This is a genomic window from Bradyrhizobium sp., from assembly GCF_035273305.1.
GTDB lineage: Bacteria > Pseudomonadota > Alphaproteobacteria > Rhizobiales > Xanthobacteraceae > Bradyrhizobium.
The window spans coordinates 1-16,843 of record NZ_DATEPI010000342.1; the positions used below are offsets into that span (position 1 = coordinate 1).

A 16,843-nucleotide genomic window follows, 5' to 3' on the forward strand; every position below is an offset into this window, starting at 1 on the left:
ACCTACTCGAGGGCGGCAAGCGGCTGGCCTATGGTGCGCGGGCCATCACCGAAGGGGGATATCAATCGGTCCCGCGCCTGGCCTTTGCCGGCGGCGCGCTGATCGGCTGCGCGGCAGGTTTTGTGAACGTGCCGCGCATCAAGGGCGTCCACAACGCGATCGGCAGCGCGATGTTGGCGGTCGAACATGTTAACGCCGCGCTCGGCGCCGGCCGCGCCAATGATGAACTGGTCGGGTACGAGAACGCCTGGCGCGACTCTCGGGTCGGGAAGGACCTCTACCCCGTTCGTAACGTCAAACCGTTGTGGTCTAAGTTCGGCACGGTCATTGGTGTGGCTCTTGGCGGGATCGACATGTGGTGCAACACGTTCGGTTTCTCGCTGTTCGGGACCCAGTCGCATGCCAAGCCCGACCGGAAGACGCTGGATCCGGCGAAAGAACATGTGCCAATTTCAGCCCCGAAGCCGGACGGCAAACTAACCTTCGATCGGCTGTCCTCAGTGTTCCTTTCCAATACCAATCACGAAGAAGACCAGCCGGTGCATCTGAAGGTCGCCGACATGAACCTGCAGAAGACCTCGGAATATGACGTCTACGCCGGACCGTCTTATCGGTATTGCCCTGCCGCTGTTTATGAATGGGTTGAAGAGGCGAGCGCACCACGTTTTGTGATCAATGCTCAGAACTGCGTTCACTGCAAAACCTGTGACGTAAAGGACCCGAATGGCAACATCACTTGGGTTCCGCCGGAGGGCGGTGGTGGACCCAACTACGAAGCCATGTAACCACGATTGCGTGAGCCGCTCCCGCCAGCCAGCGATCCCGGCCACGATACGGCCACACTGAAAGCGTTTTCAGGCAAGGGGCGACCATCCCTGCGTTTCCATCGATCGATTGGCCACCCCCACATCCTTGCGGTCGGACTCCAAACGCGGCATTGTCACACGCTTGATCATGTCGGCTGGGTTCGCATTCGAGAATGATCGCAAGATCTTGCCGTGAAATCCTGGAGCTTAGGGCGAACCGTGATGCTTTTCATTCGATTCAATCGCTCGGCCGTTGCCGCATTCGCGTTCTCGCTGCTGGCATTGCCGGGTTCGCTTTTGGCGCAGACGCCGGATCATCCCGCCGACAACTCGGCGCATTTTCCGACGCCGCATGACCTGAAAGCGATGACCATGTCGGGCAGCTATCTTGCCGCCCGCCACGCCAGCGTGGAACGGGACTCGGCTTCGGCAGCAGCGTTCTACCGCTCGGCGCTTCGAATCGATCCCAAGAACAATGAGCTATTGGATCGTGCCTTCATTTCGTCGCTCGCGGACGGCGACATCGATGAGGCCGTTAAGCTTGCCGATCGGATTCTGACAATCGACAAGTCCAATCGCGTTGCCCGTCTCGTGGTTGGCGTGCGCGATCTGAAGATGAAGAAATACTCGGCCGCGCAATCGAACATCAATCAATCGGTTCGGGGACCGATCACCGACCTTGTGGCGACGCTTCTCTCCGGCTGGGCCAGTTATGGCGCCGGCGATACCAAAGCGGCGGTAGCCAATATCGACAAACTCACCGGCCCGGAGTGGTATCCGATCTTCAAGGACCTGCATTCCGGCATGATCCTCGAGCTCGCGGGCAAGGAAAAGGAAGCAGGCGTGCGTCTGGAGCGAGCCTACAAGCTCGACGATTCCATGCTGCGCGTCGCGGACGATTATGCCCGCTGGTTGACGCGCAACAAGGACGATGCGGCGGCGACTGCGATCTATCGGGCTTTTGAAAAGAAACTCCCGCGCCATCCGCTGGTGCAGGAAGCTTTGCGCCAGACCAAGGCCGGCAAGAAGATGTCGCCGCTAGTCGATTCGCCGCAAAGCGGCGCCGCCGAGGCGCTCTATGGCATCGGCGCGACGCTGACACGGCGGGGCGGCGAGGATCTCGCGTTGGTATATCTGCAGCTTTCACTGTATCTCGCGCCCAATCATCCGTTGGCGCTGTTGTCACTTGCCGATCTTTACGAGTCGGTGAAGAAACCGGCGATGGCCATCAAGGTGTACGAGCGGATGCCGGCCAATTCGGTCCTCAAGCGCAACGCGCAAATTCAGCTAGCGACCAATCTCGATGCCGCGGACCGCAGCGAGGAGGCCATCAAAATCCTCAAGGGCGTTAAAGCTGAGGATCCGAAGGATATTGAGGCAATCATGGCGCTCGGCAATATCGAGCGGGGCCGCAAGAAATTTGCCGATTGCGCGGAAACCTACTCCCAAGGCATCGCGGCCTTGCCGGATGCCAACGAGAAAAATAATTGGGTTTACTATTATTACCGCGGCATCTGCGAGGAGCGCTCAAAGCAGTGGAACAAGGCGGAAGCCGATATGCGCAAGGCGCTTCAACTGCAGCCCGAACAGCCTCACGTCCTGAACTATCTTGGCTATTCCTGGATCGATCAGGGCATCAATCTTGATGAAGGCATGAAGATGATCAAGCGGGCCGTGGATCAGCGCCCGGACGACGGCTATATCGTGGACTCGCTGGGCTGGGCCTATTACCGGATCGGCAATTACGAGGACGCGGTAAAGAACCTGGAGCGCGCCATTGATCTCAAGCCTGAGGATCCGACCATCAACGACCACCTTGGCGACGCCTATTGGCGTACTGGCCGCACGCTCGAAGCCAAATTCCAATGGGCGCATGCGCGCGACCTGAAGCCGGAGCCGGAAGAGTTGCCCAAGATCGAGGCCAAGATCCAGAACGGGCTGCCCGACGACACCTCCTCGGCGGCTTCGGCGGACAAGAAAAAGGAAGATGGCAAGGGCGGCTGATCCTATCGCTGCTTCGTCCGTGCTAACATTGCGCCTGTTCTGGCCGGCTCACTTGCGGGTGGAGCAGTTTACCGTGGGCAATTGCGTTTCCTGCGGATTAATGGATTTGACACCTCGCCATGATTAGCCGTGAAAACACCCAAGCGGATGTCATATTCACCGAACCACCGCTGATTGAGACCGGACGTGCCAAGGTCAACTTGACGCTTCGGGTAGTGGGGCGGCGTACGGACGGCTATCACGAAATTGAGAGTCTGGTCGCGTTTGCCGATTGCGCCGACCGGCTTACAATGGTGCCTGGCGCGCCACTGCATCTCAATACGGTCGGGCCTTTGGCGCAGTCCTGCGGCGACACCGCTGATAATCTGGTGTTGAAGGCTGCCCGGGTGCTCGGCGAACGCGTGCCGAACCTGCAGTTCGGCGAATTTACTCTGGAAAAGGTTCTGCCGGTGGCGGCCGGGATTGGCGGCGGCTCCGCGGACGCAGCGGCGGCGTTGCGGGTATTGGCACGGGCGAATGGCCTCCCGATCGACGACGCCCGCATCATCGAGGCGGCGGAAATGACGGGTGCCGATGTGCCGGTTTGCCTGGCATCGCGCGCCTGCGTCATGACAGGGATCGGCGAGACACTGATGCCGGTTGCTGTCCCGAACCTGCCGTGCGTGATGGTCAATCCGCGCGTCGCCGTGTCCACCAAGGATGTCTTTCAAGAGCTGGGTTTGCGAAATGGCGAATTGCTTGTCGGTGCGGCGGATGTGATGATCGAGGCGGCCGAATGGCCGGAAGGCGGCACATCGATCCGCGACTGGCTCGAAACGCTCGCCATTGGCCGCAATGATCTCGAGGCGCCGGCGGTCCGCATTCAGCCAGTTGTGAGCGAGGTCTTATCGTCCCTCAGGAAGGCTTACGGAGCGGCTCTGGCGCGGATGTCGGGATCGGGCGCGACCTGCTTTGCGCTATTTGAAAACAGCGCCGATGCGCTCCGCGCATCGCAGAAAATTCAGCTGGATCATCCCGAATGGTGGGTGCATGCGGGGACGCTGAGCTAAGATCAAGTAGCCAAAGCTGGCCAATGCTCAGCAGGTCAATACGATCTTGCCAGGCAGAACGCTACAACCTGCTCAAGCGCGCTCTTCATCGGCGAGGCCGGAAACAGCGCCAATGCATCAACCGCCATAGCTCCGTAATGCTGGGCCCGGTTGATCGTATCCTCGAGCGCGCGGTGCTTGGTCATCAGCCCGATGGCGTGATCGAGATCGCCATCGCGGATTTCGCCTTGCTCCAGCGCCTTGATCCAGAATGCGCGTTCGCCGGCATTGCCGCGCCGGAAAGCCAGCACCACCGGAAGCGTGATCTTGCCCTCGCGGAAATCGTCCCCGACGTTCTTGCCAAGCTTTGCGGCCTTGCCGCCATAGTCGAGTACGTCATCCACCAACTGGAATGCGATCCCCAAATTCATGCCAACGGAGCGGCACGCGGTCTGCTCGGCCTTGGGCCGATTAGCGATCACCGGGCCGACCTCGCACGCCGCGGCAAATAGCTCCGCAGTCTTGCCGCGGATGACCGCAAGATATTCGTCTTCCGTGGTCGCGGTATTCTTCGCCGCCGCGAGTTGCATGACTTCGCCTTCGGCGATCGTCGCTGCGGCAGCGGAGAGAATGTCAAGCGCCCGCAGTGACCCGACCTCAACCATCATGCGGAAAGCCTGGCCGAGCAGGAAATCGCCGACGAGAACGCTGGCTTCGTTGCCCCAAACCATGCGCGCGGACAGTTTGCCTCGCCGCAGCTCGCTTTCGTCGACCACGTCGTCATGCAACAAAGTCGCGGTATGCATGAACTCGACCGAGGCGGCGAGCTTGATGTGGCCCTCGCCGGAATACCCGGCGAGACCGGCCATGGCGAGCGTCAGCATCGGCCGCAACCGCTTTCCCCCTGACGAGATCAGGTGGTTGGCAACCTCGGGGATCATCGTGACCTCAGAGCCGGTTCGCGACAGGATGGTGGCGTTGACGCGTTCCATATCGGCAGCCACCAACGCGACCAGCTGATCAATTGAGGCGCCAGCCGGGCTCTCGAAGGGTACAATAACCGCCACGCTGGTCTCCACTTTTGCCCAGTTCGCACTATGCTTGTTATGACAATAGAAAGAGCCGGGGAACGCGGCAAGGGCACGATCCGGTTGACAGGATGGCTGCAGCGACTAACAGGCCGAAAGGAGAGCCGAAATTGCGAGAATTGGTTCGGACCAATGACATAGTGTTGGTTTCCGCCGTCGGCGCGCTGCTCGATGGCGCGAACATCCATCATTTAGTGCTGGACCAGAATATGAGCATTATCGAGGGCTCGCTCGGCGTGCTGCCGCGGCGGATTCTGGTCCATGAGGATGACAACCGGGAGGCGCGCCAAATTCTTGTCGACGCGGGTCTCGCCCACGAATTGCGAGCCGATGATTGATCCCGGCCAATTCACGCATGACGCGTTTCTCGGCGGTAAATTGCGGCTGCGGCAACCAAAGTCGGGGCATCGCGCCGGCCACGATGCGATGCTGTTGGCAGCCGCGACCCCGGCCCGTGCAGGCGACCGCGTTGTCGATTTTGGCGCGGGCATCGGGGCTGCCGGTCTGGCGCTCGCCACGCGGGTTGGCGGAATAGCGCTTGTGCTCGTTGAGATCGATCCCGCGCTTGCAGCGCTTGCCCGCGGTAACGCGGCTGCGAATGCCGTTGCCGCGGATGTTGTCGTGCTGGATGTCACTTCCGAACCCGGCGCCTTCGCTAGCGCGGGTCTGTCCCCGGACAGTGTCGATGTCGTGCTGATGAATCCGCCGTTCAATGATTCCACGCGGCACCGCGCCTCACCGGATAAAGCCCGCGAGCTCGCGCATATGGCCGGCGATGCGACCTTGGAGAGCTGGGTTCGCGCGGGCAGGCGAATTCTGAAATCCGGTGGCGTTCTGAGCTTGATCTGGCGCGCCGATGGATTGGCGCAGGTGCTGGTGGCGCTTGAGCGCGGCTTCGGCAGCCTCGAAATCTTGCCGGTCCATGGCGATCGGGCAACTCCCGCCATTCGCGTGCTGATCCGCGCAATCAAGGGGGGAAGGGCGGCCACGCAAATCCACGCTGGGCTGATGCTCAATGATGAGTCAGCCCTGCCCAATAAACAGGTCCAGGAGATTCTGGCCGGGAGGAGAGCACTTACGCCGGCGAATCCCTGAAGCATCGGAGCCGATGGCTCAAGCTTTGTGCAGAGATGTCTACTGCTGCAGCGATTTCGATCTGCGTTCTTGCGCTGAAGTGAAGTGAATGGCGGCCAAGAGAGTACCGAATAGCACCATCAGCAGATAGATTTTCATGTCTTTCTCCGCTGCATCATCGCAGCCCCACACCGGACGCAATGCAAAACGCATTCCAGTCGGTTCATGACACTCGTGAGATAAAAAATGTTTAATGTTGAGGTAACGGGATGAGCGAGCAAACCGGCGATCGCCGCCGATGGCGCGACAAGCTGATGGAATGGATTCCTGCACGCTTGCAGCCGGGAACGGCAGTCGTCCCTGTGGTCCGGCTATCCGGGGTGATCGGGTCGGTGACGCCGCTAAGGCCTGGCATGACGCTGGCCGGCGTGGCGAGGACGCTGGAACGCGCATTTGGCATGAAGCAGGCCAAGGCCGTGGCGCTGGTGATCAATTCGCCGGGCGGTTCGCCAGTGCAGTCGCGCCAGATTTATACGCGGATTCGACAATTGGCGGCGGAAAAGAAACTGCCGGTGCTGGTATTCGTCGAGGATGTCGCGGCATCCGGCGGATACATGATCGCCTGCGCGGGTGATGAGATCTTTTGTGATCCCTCCTCGATCATGGGCTCGATCGGTGTGGTCGGCGGCTCCTTCGGATTCCAGGAACTGATCAGGAAGATCGGAGTCGAGCGGCGGCTCTATACGGCAGGCGAGCACAAGGCGATGCTGGATCCGTTCTTGCCGGAGGATCCCGACGACGTGGCGCGTGTGAAGGCCCTTCAGCGCGAAATCCACGCCATCTTCATTGCGCTCGTGAAACAAAGCCGGGGCACTCGCCTGAAAGGCGCCGACGAGGTTCTGTTCACCGGTGAATATTGGGCGGGAGAAACGTCCGTTTCGCTCGGCCTGGCAGATGCGATTGGTGACCTGCGTTCGACGCTGCGCTCACGATATGGCGACAAGGTACTGACACCGGTGGTCGCGCCGCCGACAGGCTTGTTGTCCAGCCTCCTCGGCCGCAAATCGGCCGGCGCAGGCACGATCGCCTCGCTGGACGGCATCGCCGCGTGGCCCGACGAATTGATTTCCGCGCTGGAGAGCAGGGCGATTTGGGCCAAATTCGGATTTTGACGGAGGTGGGACGACCCGCGCCATTTGGCCCCGAGATGGCGATTGCACCTTTGCCCGGCTTGCGCGAGAATGGTTCGGGGGCGCGACGAATGAACGACAGGGATCGACCGATGCCGCCGCTGATCGCGTTTGCGGGAGCTTTGGGTGGACTGGCCGTGGTCCGCTGGGCCTACCGCACAGCGCTGCGGGTGAACCAGGAATTGGAAGAAGCGCGTCTGGCACGAAGCGCGGAAGCAGCGCGGGCCGGCGATATCCCGACATTGCGGCGCGATCCGAGCACCGGTGCGTACCGGCCAGACTGATTTTTGGATCTCATCGCTGAACACTCGGGCCGGCCTCGGGGTAGGGCATTACCCCAGAGGGCCGGCGAGCAAGCTTGGAGTCGATTCCGTTTTAGCGAGCGCTCGAACTCTCGTTACTCACAATCCAATCGAGAGTGATCACGAACGGGAGAGCTGAGAGTTCAAGTCAGAGACATCCGTCATTCGATAGCGGCCGATTGCGACTTCATCCGGGCGACGCATTATTGGGGTGCCGTGCAATCCTGCCGCGCGGCGGCCTTTTCGCCGCAAATCCTGCTAGCGATCGCCTTGATTCCAGTTCCCTCCGCCGATACGGTCCGCGCGCCTAATCAACCAGCGAGTACACGACTTCCGAATGGATTCCTTGCCCGCACACATGCGACCGGAACATTCGTTCCAGGGACTGATCCTGGCGCTGCAGCGCTACTGGGCGGATTACGGCTGCGTGATCCTGCAGCCCTACGATATGGAAGTTGGCGCAGGAACCTTTCACCCCGCTACCACCTTGCGCGCGCTTGGTCCGAAACGCTGGAATGCCGCCTATGTTCAGCCATCGCGCCGCCCGAAGGATGGACGATACGGGGAAAACCCGAACCGCCTGCAGCACTACTACCAATTTCAGGTGATCTTGAAGCCGTCGCCGACGGACATTCAGGAACTCTATCTGAAATCGCTCGGCGCAATCGGCGTTGACTCGCATCTGCATGACATTCGCTTTGTCGAAGACGATTGGGAAAGCCCGACGCTTGGCGCCTGGGGATTGGGCTGGGAGTGCTGGTGCGATGGCATGGAGGTCTCACAGTTCACGTATTTTCAGCAGGTCGCAGGTGTTGAATGCGCGCCGGTCGCGGGCGAACTCACCTACGGGCTCGAGCGGCTCGCGATGTATGTGCAGGGCGTCGATCGGGTCTACGATCTTAATTTCAACGGCCGCAACGGCGCCGAACGCGTGAGTTATGGCGATGTCTTCCTGCAGGCGGAGCAGGAATACTCGCGGCACAATTTCGAATATTCAGATGCCGACATGCTGTTCAAGCAATTCGCCATGGCCGAGGAGGCCTGCAAGAAATATCTTGAGGCGGGCTGGAAGGGCGGCAGCAATCGCAAAGAGCACCTGATGGCGCTGCCGGCCTATGATCAATGCATCAAGGCAAGCCACGTCTTCAACCTGCTCGATGCGCGCGGCGTAATCTCGGTGACGGAGCGGCAAAGCTACATCATGCGCGTCCGCGAACTTGCGAAAGCCTGCGGCGAAGCCTGGGTGCATACCGAGGCGGGCGGGGCGGCTGCGGACAGCCTCTCGTGAAGCTGATCTTGAACTGGATTTTTGCAGGCACAAACCTGCTCCCCTTCCATCGCTTGCGGCGGAGGAGTGGAGGGCGCATCCATTCTCGCAAGGAGCGCATTTAAATGCCTGATCTCCTTCTTGAACTTTTCTCGGAAGAAATTCCGGCGCGGATGCAGGCAAAGGCAGCCGACGATCTGCGCCGCATGGTCACCGACAGGCTGGTAGCCGAAGGCCTGGTGTATGAAGGGGCAAAGGCTTTCGCGACCCCGCGCCGGCTGGCGCTCACCGTGCACGGCATTCCGGCCCGGCAGCCCGATCTGAAGGAAGAACGCAAAGGACCCCGCATCGGTGGGCCTGATGCGGCGATCGCGGGTTTTCTCAAGGCGACCGGACTTGCCTCGCTTGATCAGGCCGCTATCCAGCGCGATCCGAAGAAGGGCGATTTCTACGTGGCGCTGATCGAAAAGCCTGGCCGCGCTACGCTTGACGTGCTCGCCGATATCCTGCCGGTCATCATCAGGACTTTTCCGTGGCCGAAGTCGATGCGCTGGGGCGAACGGTCGGCGAGACCGGGCGCTCTGCAATGGGTGCGTCCACTGCACGCCATCGTTGCCAGTTTCGGCTTGGAGACTGAGCAGCCTGATATCGTCAATTTCAGCGTCGACGGCATCGCAGCCGGCCAAACCACCTTCGGCCACCGCTTCATGGCGCCAGGGCCGATTTCGGTGCGCCGCTTCGAGGATTATGAAGCGAAGCTGCTGGAAGCGAAGGTCGTGCTCGACGCCGAACGCCGCAAGGACGCCATCCTGACCGATGCCAGGCAGTTGGCATTCGCGCAAGGCTACGATCTGGTCGAGGATCCCGGACTGCTTGATGAGGTCGCAGGTCTGGTCGAATGGCCTGTGATCGCGATGGGTTCGTTCGAGCAGAAGTTCCTGTCGATTCCGTCTGAGGTGATCCGCGCAACGATAAGAAACAACATGAAGTGTTTTGTCGTCAGCGAGTCCAATACCGCCAAGCTTACGAACAAATTCATCCTCACCGCCAATATCGACGCGTCCGATGGTGGCAAAGCGATCGTCGCCGGCAATGAACGCGTGATTCGCGCGCGTTTGTCCGACGCGAAGTTCTTTTATGAGAGCGACCTGAAGGTAAAGCTCGAAGATCGGCTGCCGAAATTCGACAGAATCGTTTTCCACGAGAAGCTTGGCACCCAGGCCGAGCGCATCAAGCGGATCGGACAACTGGCCGCGCAGATCGCGCCGCTGGTCGGCGCAAATGTGGACAAGGCCAAGCGGGCCGCGCATCTGGCGAAAGCCGATTTGCTCACCGAAGTCGTGGGTGAATTCCCGGAGTTGCAAGGCTTGATGGGAAAATACTACGCGTTGGCTGAGGGCGAGGATGCTTCCGTCGCCGCGGCCAGCGAAGAGCACTACAAACCGCAAGGGCCGAACGACCGGGTGCCAACTGATCCGATTTCTGTTGCGGTCGCGCTGGCCGACAAGATCGATACCTTGGTGGGCTTCTGGGCGATCGACGAAAAGCCGACGGGATCAAAGGATCCCTACGCGCTGCGCAGGGCGGCGTTGGGCGTCATCAGGCTGATCCTTGAAAACAAAATCCGGCTCAATTTAATACCGTTGGCCACCAGGCACATAGCGGCGTTTGCTAACGCACAAGGATCGATGGATATCGATCGGAAATGCATCGACCTTCTCGCGTTCTTCGCAGACCGGCTGAAAGTTCAGCTTCGAGAGCAGGGCGCGCGCTACGATCTGGTCGACGCCGTGTTCGCGCTGGAGGGCCAGGATGATCTTTTGATGGTGGTCCGCCGCGTCGAGGCGCTCGGCAGATTCCTCGATACCGAAGATGGCAAGAATCTTCTGGCGGGCACCAAGCGTGCTGCGAACATCCTGCGTATCGAGGAGAAAAAGGACGGCAAGGCCTATGACGGCCCGCCGGTTGTTTCGCTTTACAGGCTCGTTGAAGAGAAGGCACTTGCGAAAGCCATCGATCAGGTGAAGGCGGAGGCGAGCACCGCTGTCGCCCGAGAGGATTTCGCCGGAGCGATGAGCGCAATGGCGAACTTGCGGCCGGCCGTGGATGCCTTCTTCGATATGGTCAAGGTCAACGACGACGATCCGAAAGTGCGCGACAATCGCCTGAAACTGCTCAATGAAATCCGGGCCGCGACGAGGGCGGTGGCCGATTTTTCCAAGATACAGGACTGACAAGGCGAGGAGCGCTACAGACGAAAGCGAAGCCCCGCCCAGCGGGGAGACTGGGCGAGGCCTGATTGTCCGGACGCTTGCTACTCCGGACAAGTTCGCTCAGGCGGGAGTTGTACTTACTCGACCACCTGAACGATTCGACGGGAACGAGGTTCGACCAACACAGTACGGCCGTTCACAACGGTGTAGCGATAGGGCGTGACACCAAACGTCTGCGGGACGTCGTAATACGTCACTCCGACTTCCGGCAGCACGCTTCCAACCGTTATGCGTTCAGATACCGTGTAGTTAGGCACGCGCTCGCGAACAATGTATTCGCGGAACGCCGGCCGTTGATCGATTGCGATCCCTTCAGCGTCGCCTATCACCACCGGACCACCGCCAGCGGCGCCCGTCGTGACTGTGACGCCCTGCGCTTGTGCTGCTATCGGCGCGCCAATAGCGGCGGCGATCGCCGCAACCGCTACTATGTTGCTACGCATGTTTCCTGCTCCTTGACGATAACTGGCCGTCGCTGCACGACGGCGTGCGTGACCAGCCAATGCATCGCGCCTAGCATCGTTCCCGCAAAAGCGCGGCCTCATACGTGGCAATTTTCGGCATTTTTTATGTACGTCGGAACCGCGCGCAACCCCGCGCGTCTCCTATCGTGCAAACGGCGGGGACGATAAAATGTCAGTCGCGATTCGATTTCCCACAAACTTCGTACCGGAGAAATTTCATGACCATCACGACTGCCCACGTCCCAGCGATTGTGGCGCTCATCGCAGGAATTCTCGTCTTGATTATGCCGCGCCTGCTCAATTGGGTGGTTGCGATCTATCTGATTTGCGTCGGATTGATCGGACTGGGACTTCTCAAATGGCTTCACTTGTAACATTTCGAACCGGCCTGCGGCTTGCGCGGAACCCGCCAAAGTGGTGTAAGGCGCGCAACCTCCCTTCATCTTGCGGGTGATTTGCAGTCATGGCCAAAGCCGTAGCAAAGACCAAGAAAATTACAGCGAAATCAAAGGTCTCCACGCCCAGCCAGTCAAAAACGGCTTCCTCGACTTCTGCCCGCAAGGCGCTCAAGAAAAGTACCGCCAAGCCAGCGCCGAAGCCGGCCAGCAAATCCGTGACGGAGAAGTCCACTGCGAAATCCGGCAAATGGGTCTTCACCTTTGGCGATGGCAAAGCCGAAGGCAAAGCGGAAATGCGCGATTTACTCGGTGGCAAGGGCGCCAATCTCGCCGAGATGGCAAATCTCGGTTTGCCGGTGCCGCCCGGCTTCACGATTCCGACGTCGGTCTGCACGTATTTTTATGCGCATGACAAATCCTATCCGAAGGATTTGAAGGTACAGGTCGAAAAGGCGCTGGATCATGTTGGCAGGCTGACTGGCAAAGCATTCGGCGATTCGAAAAATCCGCTGCTGGTCTCGGTGCGCTCCGGCGGCCGCGCCTCGATGCCTGGAATGATGGACACTGTCCTCAACCTCGGCCTCAACGATGTCACGGTGGATGCGTTGGCCGAGATGTCGGGCGACCGTCGTTTTGCTTATGACAGCTATCGACGCTTCATCACGATGTATTCGGACGTGGTACTCGGCTTCGAGCATTCGCATTTCGAGGACATTCTGGATACCTTCAAGGACAGTCAGGGATATACGCTCGACACCGACCTGACCGGCGACGACTGGGTAGATCTGGTCGGACGTTACAAGGACGCGGTCGCGCGCGAAACGGGCAGGGATTTCCCGCAGGATCCGCACGATCAGTTGTGGGGCGCAATCGGTGCGGTTTTTTCGTCGTGGATGAATTCGCGCGCGGTGACCTACCGCCGGCTGCATGACATTCCGGAGTCGTGGGGCACCGCGGTTAACATTCAGGCGATGGTGTTCGGCAATATGGGTGAGACCTCGGCGACCGGCGTTGCCTTCACCCGAAATCCATCCACCGGCGAGAGCAAGCTGTACGGCGAATTCCTCATCAACGCGCAAGGGGAAGACGTGGTGGCGGGCATCCGCACCCCGCAAGACATCACCGAAGACGCGCGCAAGGAATCCGGCTCCGACAAGCCTTCCATGGAAACCGCCATGCCCGAGGCGTTCCAGGAATTGAAGCGCATCTACACGCTGCTTGAGAAGCATTATCGCGACATGCAGGACATGGAGTTCACGGTCGAGCAGGGGAAGCTCTGGATGCTGCAGACCCGCAGCGGCAAGCGCACCGCCAAGGCAGCGTTGCGGATCGCCGTCGAACTCGCGACTGAAGGTCTTATCTCCAAGAAGGATGCGGTGATGCGGATCGACCCTGCATCGCTCGATCAATTGCTGCATCCGACGATTGATCCCTCCGCCAAGCGCGATGTCATCGCAACAGGCTTGCCGGCCTCTCCCGGCGCTGCATCCGGCGAAATCGTGTTCTCCTCCGACGAGGCGGCGAAACTGCAGACGGATGGGCGCAAGGTCATCCTGGTGCGAATCGAGACCAGCCCCGAAGACATTCACGGCATGCACGCCGCCGAAGGCATCCTCACCACGCGCGGCGGCATGACCTCGCACGCCGCTGTGGTCGCGCGTGGCATGGGCAAGCCCTGCGTCTCCGGCTGCGGCAGCATTCGGGTCGATTATGGCCGGGGCACCATGAGCATCGGGTCGCGCACGTTCAAGACCGGCGACGTCATCACCATCGATGGCTCGCTTGGTCAGGTGCTTGCGGGACGGATGCCGATGATCGAACCTAAGTTGTCGGGCGAGTTCGGCACGTTGATGGGGTGGGCTGATTCGGTCCGCAAACTCGGCGTTCGCGTCAACGCGGATACGCCGGATGATGCGCGCACCGCGATCAAGTTTGGCGGCGAGGGCATTGGGCTTTGCCGCACCGAGCACATGTTTTTCGAGGAAACTCGAATCCGAACGGTGCGCGAGATGATCCTCGCGGAGGACGAGCAGGCCCGCCGCGCTGCGCTATCCAAGCTGTTGCCGATGCAGCGCGCCGATTTCGTCGAGCTGTTCGAGATCATGAAGGGGCTGCCGGTCACCATTCGGCTGCTCGATCCGCCGCTGCATGAATTTCTCCCGCATACCCAGGCCGAGATCGAGGAAGTCGCGCGAGCCATGAATACCGATCCGCGCCGGCTCGCTGACCGCGCCCGCGACCTCGCGGAATTCAATCCCATGCTCGGGTTCCGCGGCTGCCGCCTTGCTATCGCCTATCCGGAGATCGCGGAGATGCAGGCCCGCGCGATCTTCGAAGCCGCCGTCGAAGCCGGCAAACGCACCGGCAAGGCGGTGGGGCTCGAAGTCATGGTGCCGCTGATTGCGACCAAGATGGAGTTCGATCTGGTCAAGGCACGGATCGACGCGACCGCAAATTCGGTGATGAAAGAGACCGGCGCCAAACTAAGCTACCAGGTCGGTACCATGATCGAATTGCCGCGCGCTTGCCTGATGGCCGGGGACATCGCAAAAACGGCCGAGTTCTTTTCGTTCGGCACTAACGACCTGACTCAGACCACCTATGGCATCAGCCGCGACGATGCCGCCGGATTTCTTGGCACCTACATTGCCAAGGGCATTCTGGAGATCGATCCGTTCATCTCGGTCGATCCAGACGGGGTCGGCGAACTGGTGAAGATTGGCGTGATGCGCGGACGCAAGACACGTCCTGACATCAAGGTCGGCATTTGCGGTGAGCATGGCGGCGATCCGGCATCCGTCGCGTTCTGCCACAGGATCGGGCTGGATTACGTTTCGTGTTCTCCCTACCGCGTTCCGATCGCGCGGTTGGCCGCAGCTCAAGCCGCGCTTGGCAAGACCGTCGCCAGTCAGGCGTGAATTCGGCTCCGCGCAGATCCTGAAGAAGAGTTCATGTTGGGCGATGATGATCGGCGATCGTCATCGAGAACGAATACTCTTCAAGGCTCTACCCGACTGGAACCGCAATCAACGCGCAAAATTTTCTTCCTCGTTTTCGTTGACCGGATATTTACCACTCTCGACGAGCACCTGTTTACCAAGCTTTTTGATGTGACGAGAGCAATGCGAACGATTGCTTGCGTGTATTTCGCGCGCAACGCGGATTAACTCCCTCGCAACCTAAATTCGATATTAACAACAAAGATCGAATTGCACGGATGCACTGAGTTCGATCGAGTGTGGCGTTGTGTGAGCGTATCGATGTCAGTACTGCGTAACCGGCCGAAGGGCGCACGTTTCGCGTCTTTCGGTCTTGGTCTTTGCGCCTTCGCATTGATCCCGACAGAGATCGGATACCAGGATATTGCGTCGCTGTTGGCGCGCCAGCCCGGCGTAGCCGAGCGCTGGCAGAAGCGCGTTTTCTCCGCCGCCAGCACTATTCAGGTAGCCACCTACAGCCTCGGCCGTCCGATCGGGACCTCGGTCCCGCGCGCCCCAAGGCTGCTGCTGGCCAGCCTCGACAGCCAAGGCAGCGATATTACGTCATCTGTGACTCGCAATCCGCTCGTGAAGGCTCCACTACGCTATCAGGCCTCCGACTTTCCGAAGGTCGATCGGACGGTGAAAGGCGATCGCCTTGTCGTCCCGCCACCGCAGATGCCGGCACCCGTCAGTGTCACGCCCGCGATTGAGGACCCGGCAACATCCAATGCCTCAGTGGCCGGCGCCAAGACGGCGGCTTCATCACCGCAGCTAGAGCACGCACCGCTCGATGCTGAACTTCAGGCCGCTCTGAGCGCTCCGCCGCTTGCGCAATATGACGCTTCCGTGCCGGCTGACGATTTGAAGCTGAGCCGCGACGCTTCTCCGCTCGAGCCCGCGCCGTCTCGTGACGGCTTCTCGGTGAAAACAGCGAGCCTGTTTTTCGGCAGCTCCTCCCTCGGTGCCGCTGCAGAAAGGATCGAACGTTGGCAGCCCGGCGAAGAACCGCTGATCGTGTTGCCCGATCCGGACATGAAAGCGATGGCAACACTACCGTCCTCTGGCGAGGATCCGTCCACCGCCACTGAAAATGCTCAGAGCATTGCAGCCAAGGGAGAGGTCAATTCTGACAATCAGCGCGCCAAAACCCCGGCCCAGCGCCTCGGCCTGTTCGATGACAAGGCACGCGCTAAATCAGAGAAATGCCTAGCCGAAGCAGTTTATTTCGAGGCCCGCGGCGAAGCCGTGCGCGGTCAGATCGCAGTGGCACAGGTGGTGATGAACCGCACCTTCTCCGGCTTCTACCCGAACACCGTATGCGGCGTGGTCTACCAGAACAAGCACCGGCACTATGCATGCCAATTCACCTTCGCCTGCGACAACGTCGCCGATACCGTGCGCGAACCCGACATGTGGGACCGCGCCAAAAAAATCGCAAAGGCGATGCTGGACGGTCAACTTTGGCTGCCCGAAGTCGCCAAGTCGACGCACTACCACGCGTATTGGGTGCACCCATCCTGGGTTAGCGAAATGCGGAAGACGTACCGGTTCGGCGTGCACACTTTCTATCGGCCGCGCGCCTGGGGTGACGGAAGCGACGCGCCGAGTTGGGGAACGCCGGCGCAGACGGCGGAAATTTCAGCAGAGCTGGCTGAGCAAGCCCATAGCTCGGCGGAGATGTCCGGGACGACGATCCGCAGGTAGCGCGCCCAACCCTCGCCTCGGCTCGAGCGCCCAGGGCACACGTTGTTGCCCCTCATTGTGGAAATCAAACTGCAGAGCAGGGCCGGGTAGTTCGCTACAGGCCACAAAAAGCTTCAAAGTCGGACGCGCACGGCTGCAAGGCTGTATTGCAGGCGTAGATCGCCGTTGGGTTTTCAATGCTCTTGCATTAACTTCCCCCGCTCATAGCTGCTTTCGGCTTGGTGCCTTGCGCGTCCGGCTTCGATCATCCGCATGAACCCGAGG

15 protein-coding genes are annotated in these 16,843 nt (G+C 60.2%); 12 read left to right on the forward strand and 3 right to left on the reverse strand.

Translation table 11 applies throughout. The features are described from left to right. From VJV58_RS22015 to VJV58_RS22025, 3 genes are all read left to right on the forward strand, one after another. Positions 1-785, forward strand: a 785-nt coding sequence (locus tag VJV58_RS22015) for an electron transfer flavoprotein-ubiquinone oxidoreductase (protein ID WP_324139485.1), incomplete at its 5' end; no start/stop codon positions are given. Positions 786-1,028: 243 nt separating this feature from the next. Next, the gene (locus tag VJV58_RS22020; protein ID WP_324139486.1) at positions 1,029-2,810 is read left to right on the forward strand and encodes a tetratricopeptide repeat protein; all 1,782 of its coding nucleotides are present in this window, start codon (positions 1,029-1,031) and stop codon (positions 2,808-2,810) included. 119 nt (positions 2,811-2,929) lie between these two features. Further along, positions 2,930-3,859, forward strand: a complete 930-nt coding sequence (locus tag VJV58_RS22025; protein ID WP_324139487.1) for a 4-(cytidine 5'-diphospho)-2-C-methyl-D-erythritol kinase — start codon at positions 2,930-2,932, stop codon at positions 3,857-3,859. A gap of 35 nt (positions 3,860-3,894) precedes the next feature. On the opposite strand, the gene VJV58_RS22030 is transcribed toward VJV58_RS22025, so the two are convergent. Then, a complete protein-coding gene (locus tag VJV58_RS22030; RefSeq protein WP_324139488.1) occupies positions 3,895-4,905 on the reverse strand; it encodes a polyprenyl synthetase family protein in 1,011 nt (336 codons plus the stop codon). A 131-nt stretch (positions 4,906-5,036) separates the two neighbouring features. Here VJV58_RS22030 and VJV58_RS22035 point away from each other — a divergent pair, with 131 nt between their 5' ends. Further along, positions 5,037-5,264, forward strand: coding sequence for a DUF2007 domain-containing protein (locus tag VJV58_RS22035; RefSeq protein WP_324139528.1), 228 nt, complete (start codon positions 5,037-5,039; stop codon positions 5,262-5,264). Further along, on the forward strand, positions 5,257-6,021 hold the full coding sequence (locus tag VJV58_RS22040) for a tRNA1(Val) (adenine(37)-N6)-methyltransferase (RefSeq protein WP_324139489.1): 765 nt from the start codon (positions 5,257-5,259) through the stop codon (positions 6,019-6,021). The genes VJV58_RS22035 and VJV58_RS22040 overlap by 8 nt, the downstream gene beginning before the upstream one ends. A gap of 39 nt (positions 6,022-6,060) precedes the next feature. On the opposite strand, the gene VJV58_RS22045 is transcribed toward VJV58_RS22040, so the two are convergent. Beyond that, positions 6,061-6,213, reverse strand: coding sequence for a hypothetical protein (locus VJV58_RS22045; RefSeq protein ID WP_324139490.1), 153 nt, complete (start codon positions 6,211-6,213; stop codon positions 6,061-6,063). Between the two features lie 56 nt (positions 6,214-6,269). On the opposite strand from VJV58_RS22045, the gene VJV58_RS22050 reads away from it, so the two are divergent. The 4 genes from VJV58_RS22050 to glyS all read left to right on the forward strand — a co-directional run bounded on the left by VJV58_RS22050 (position 6,270) and on the right by glyS (position 10,993). Beyond that, entirely contained in the window at positions 6,270-7,172 is a 903-nt protein-coding gene (locus tag VJV58_RS22050; protein ID WP_324139491.1) for a S49 family peptidase, read from the forward strand. Positions 7,173-7,282: 110 nt separating this feature from the next. After that, positions 7,283-7,474 carry a hypothetical protein gene (locus tag VJV58_RS22055; protein ID WP_324139529.1) on the forward strand — a complete coding sequence of 64 codons (192 nt, stop codon included), beginning with the start codon at positions 7,283-7,285 and terminating at the stop codon, positions 7,472-7,474. 355 nt (positions 7,475-7,829) lie between these two features. Further along, positions 7,830-8,780, forward strand: a complete 951-nt coding sequence (locus VJV58_RS22060) for a glycine--tRNA ligase subunit alpha (protein ID WP_324139492.1) — start codon at positions 7,830-7,832, stop codon at positions 8,778-8,780. A gap of 104 nt (positions 8,781-8,884) precedes the next feature. Further along, complete coding sequence (gene glyS / locus VJV58_RS22065; protein WP_324139493.1) at positions 8,885-10,993, forward strand: glycine--tRNA ligase subunit beta; 2,109 nt, start codon at positions 8,885-8,887, stop codon at positions 10,991-10,993. 116 nt (positions 10,994-11,109) lie between these two features. Here the strand turns inward: glyS and VJV58_RS22070 are convergent, their stop codons facing one another. Beyond that, positions 11,110-11,475, reverse strand: a complete 366-nt coding sequence (locus VJV58_RS22070; protein ID WP_324139494.1) for a DUF1236 domain-containing protein — start codon at positions 11,473-11,475, stop codon at positions 11,110-11,112. Positions 11,476-11,714: 239 nt separating this feature from the next. Between VJV58_RS22070 and VJV58_RS22075 the strand changes: the two genes are divergently transcribed. The 3 genes from VJV58_RS22075 to VJV58_RS22085 all read left to right on the forward strand — a co-directional run bounded on the left by VJV58_RS22075 (position 11,715) and on the right by VJV58_RS22085 (position 16,579). After that, entirely contained in the window at positions 11,715-11,870 is a 156-nt protein-coding gene (locus VJV58_RS22075) for a DUF3096 domain-containing protein (RefSeq protein WP_324139495.1), read from the forward strand. Between the two features lie 89 nt (positions 11,871-11,959). Next, the gene (ppdK, locus tag VJV58_RS22080) at positions 11,960-14,812 is read left to right on the forward strand and encodes a pyruvate, phosphate dikinase (protein WP_324139496.1); all 2,853 of its coding nucleotides are present in this window, start codon (positions 11,960-11,962) and stop codon (positions 14,810-14,812) included. A 342-nt stretch (positions 14,813-15,154) separates the two neighbouring features. After that, complete coding sequence (locus tag VJV58_RS22085; RefSeq protein WP_324139497.1) at positions 15,155-16,579, forward strand: cell wall hydrolase; 1,425 nt, start codon at positions 15,155-15,157, stop codon at positions 16,577-16,579. Positions 16,580-16,843 lie beyond the last annotated feature (264 nt).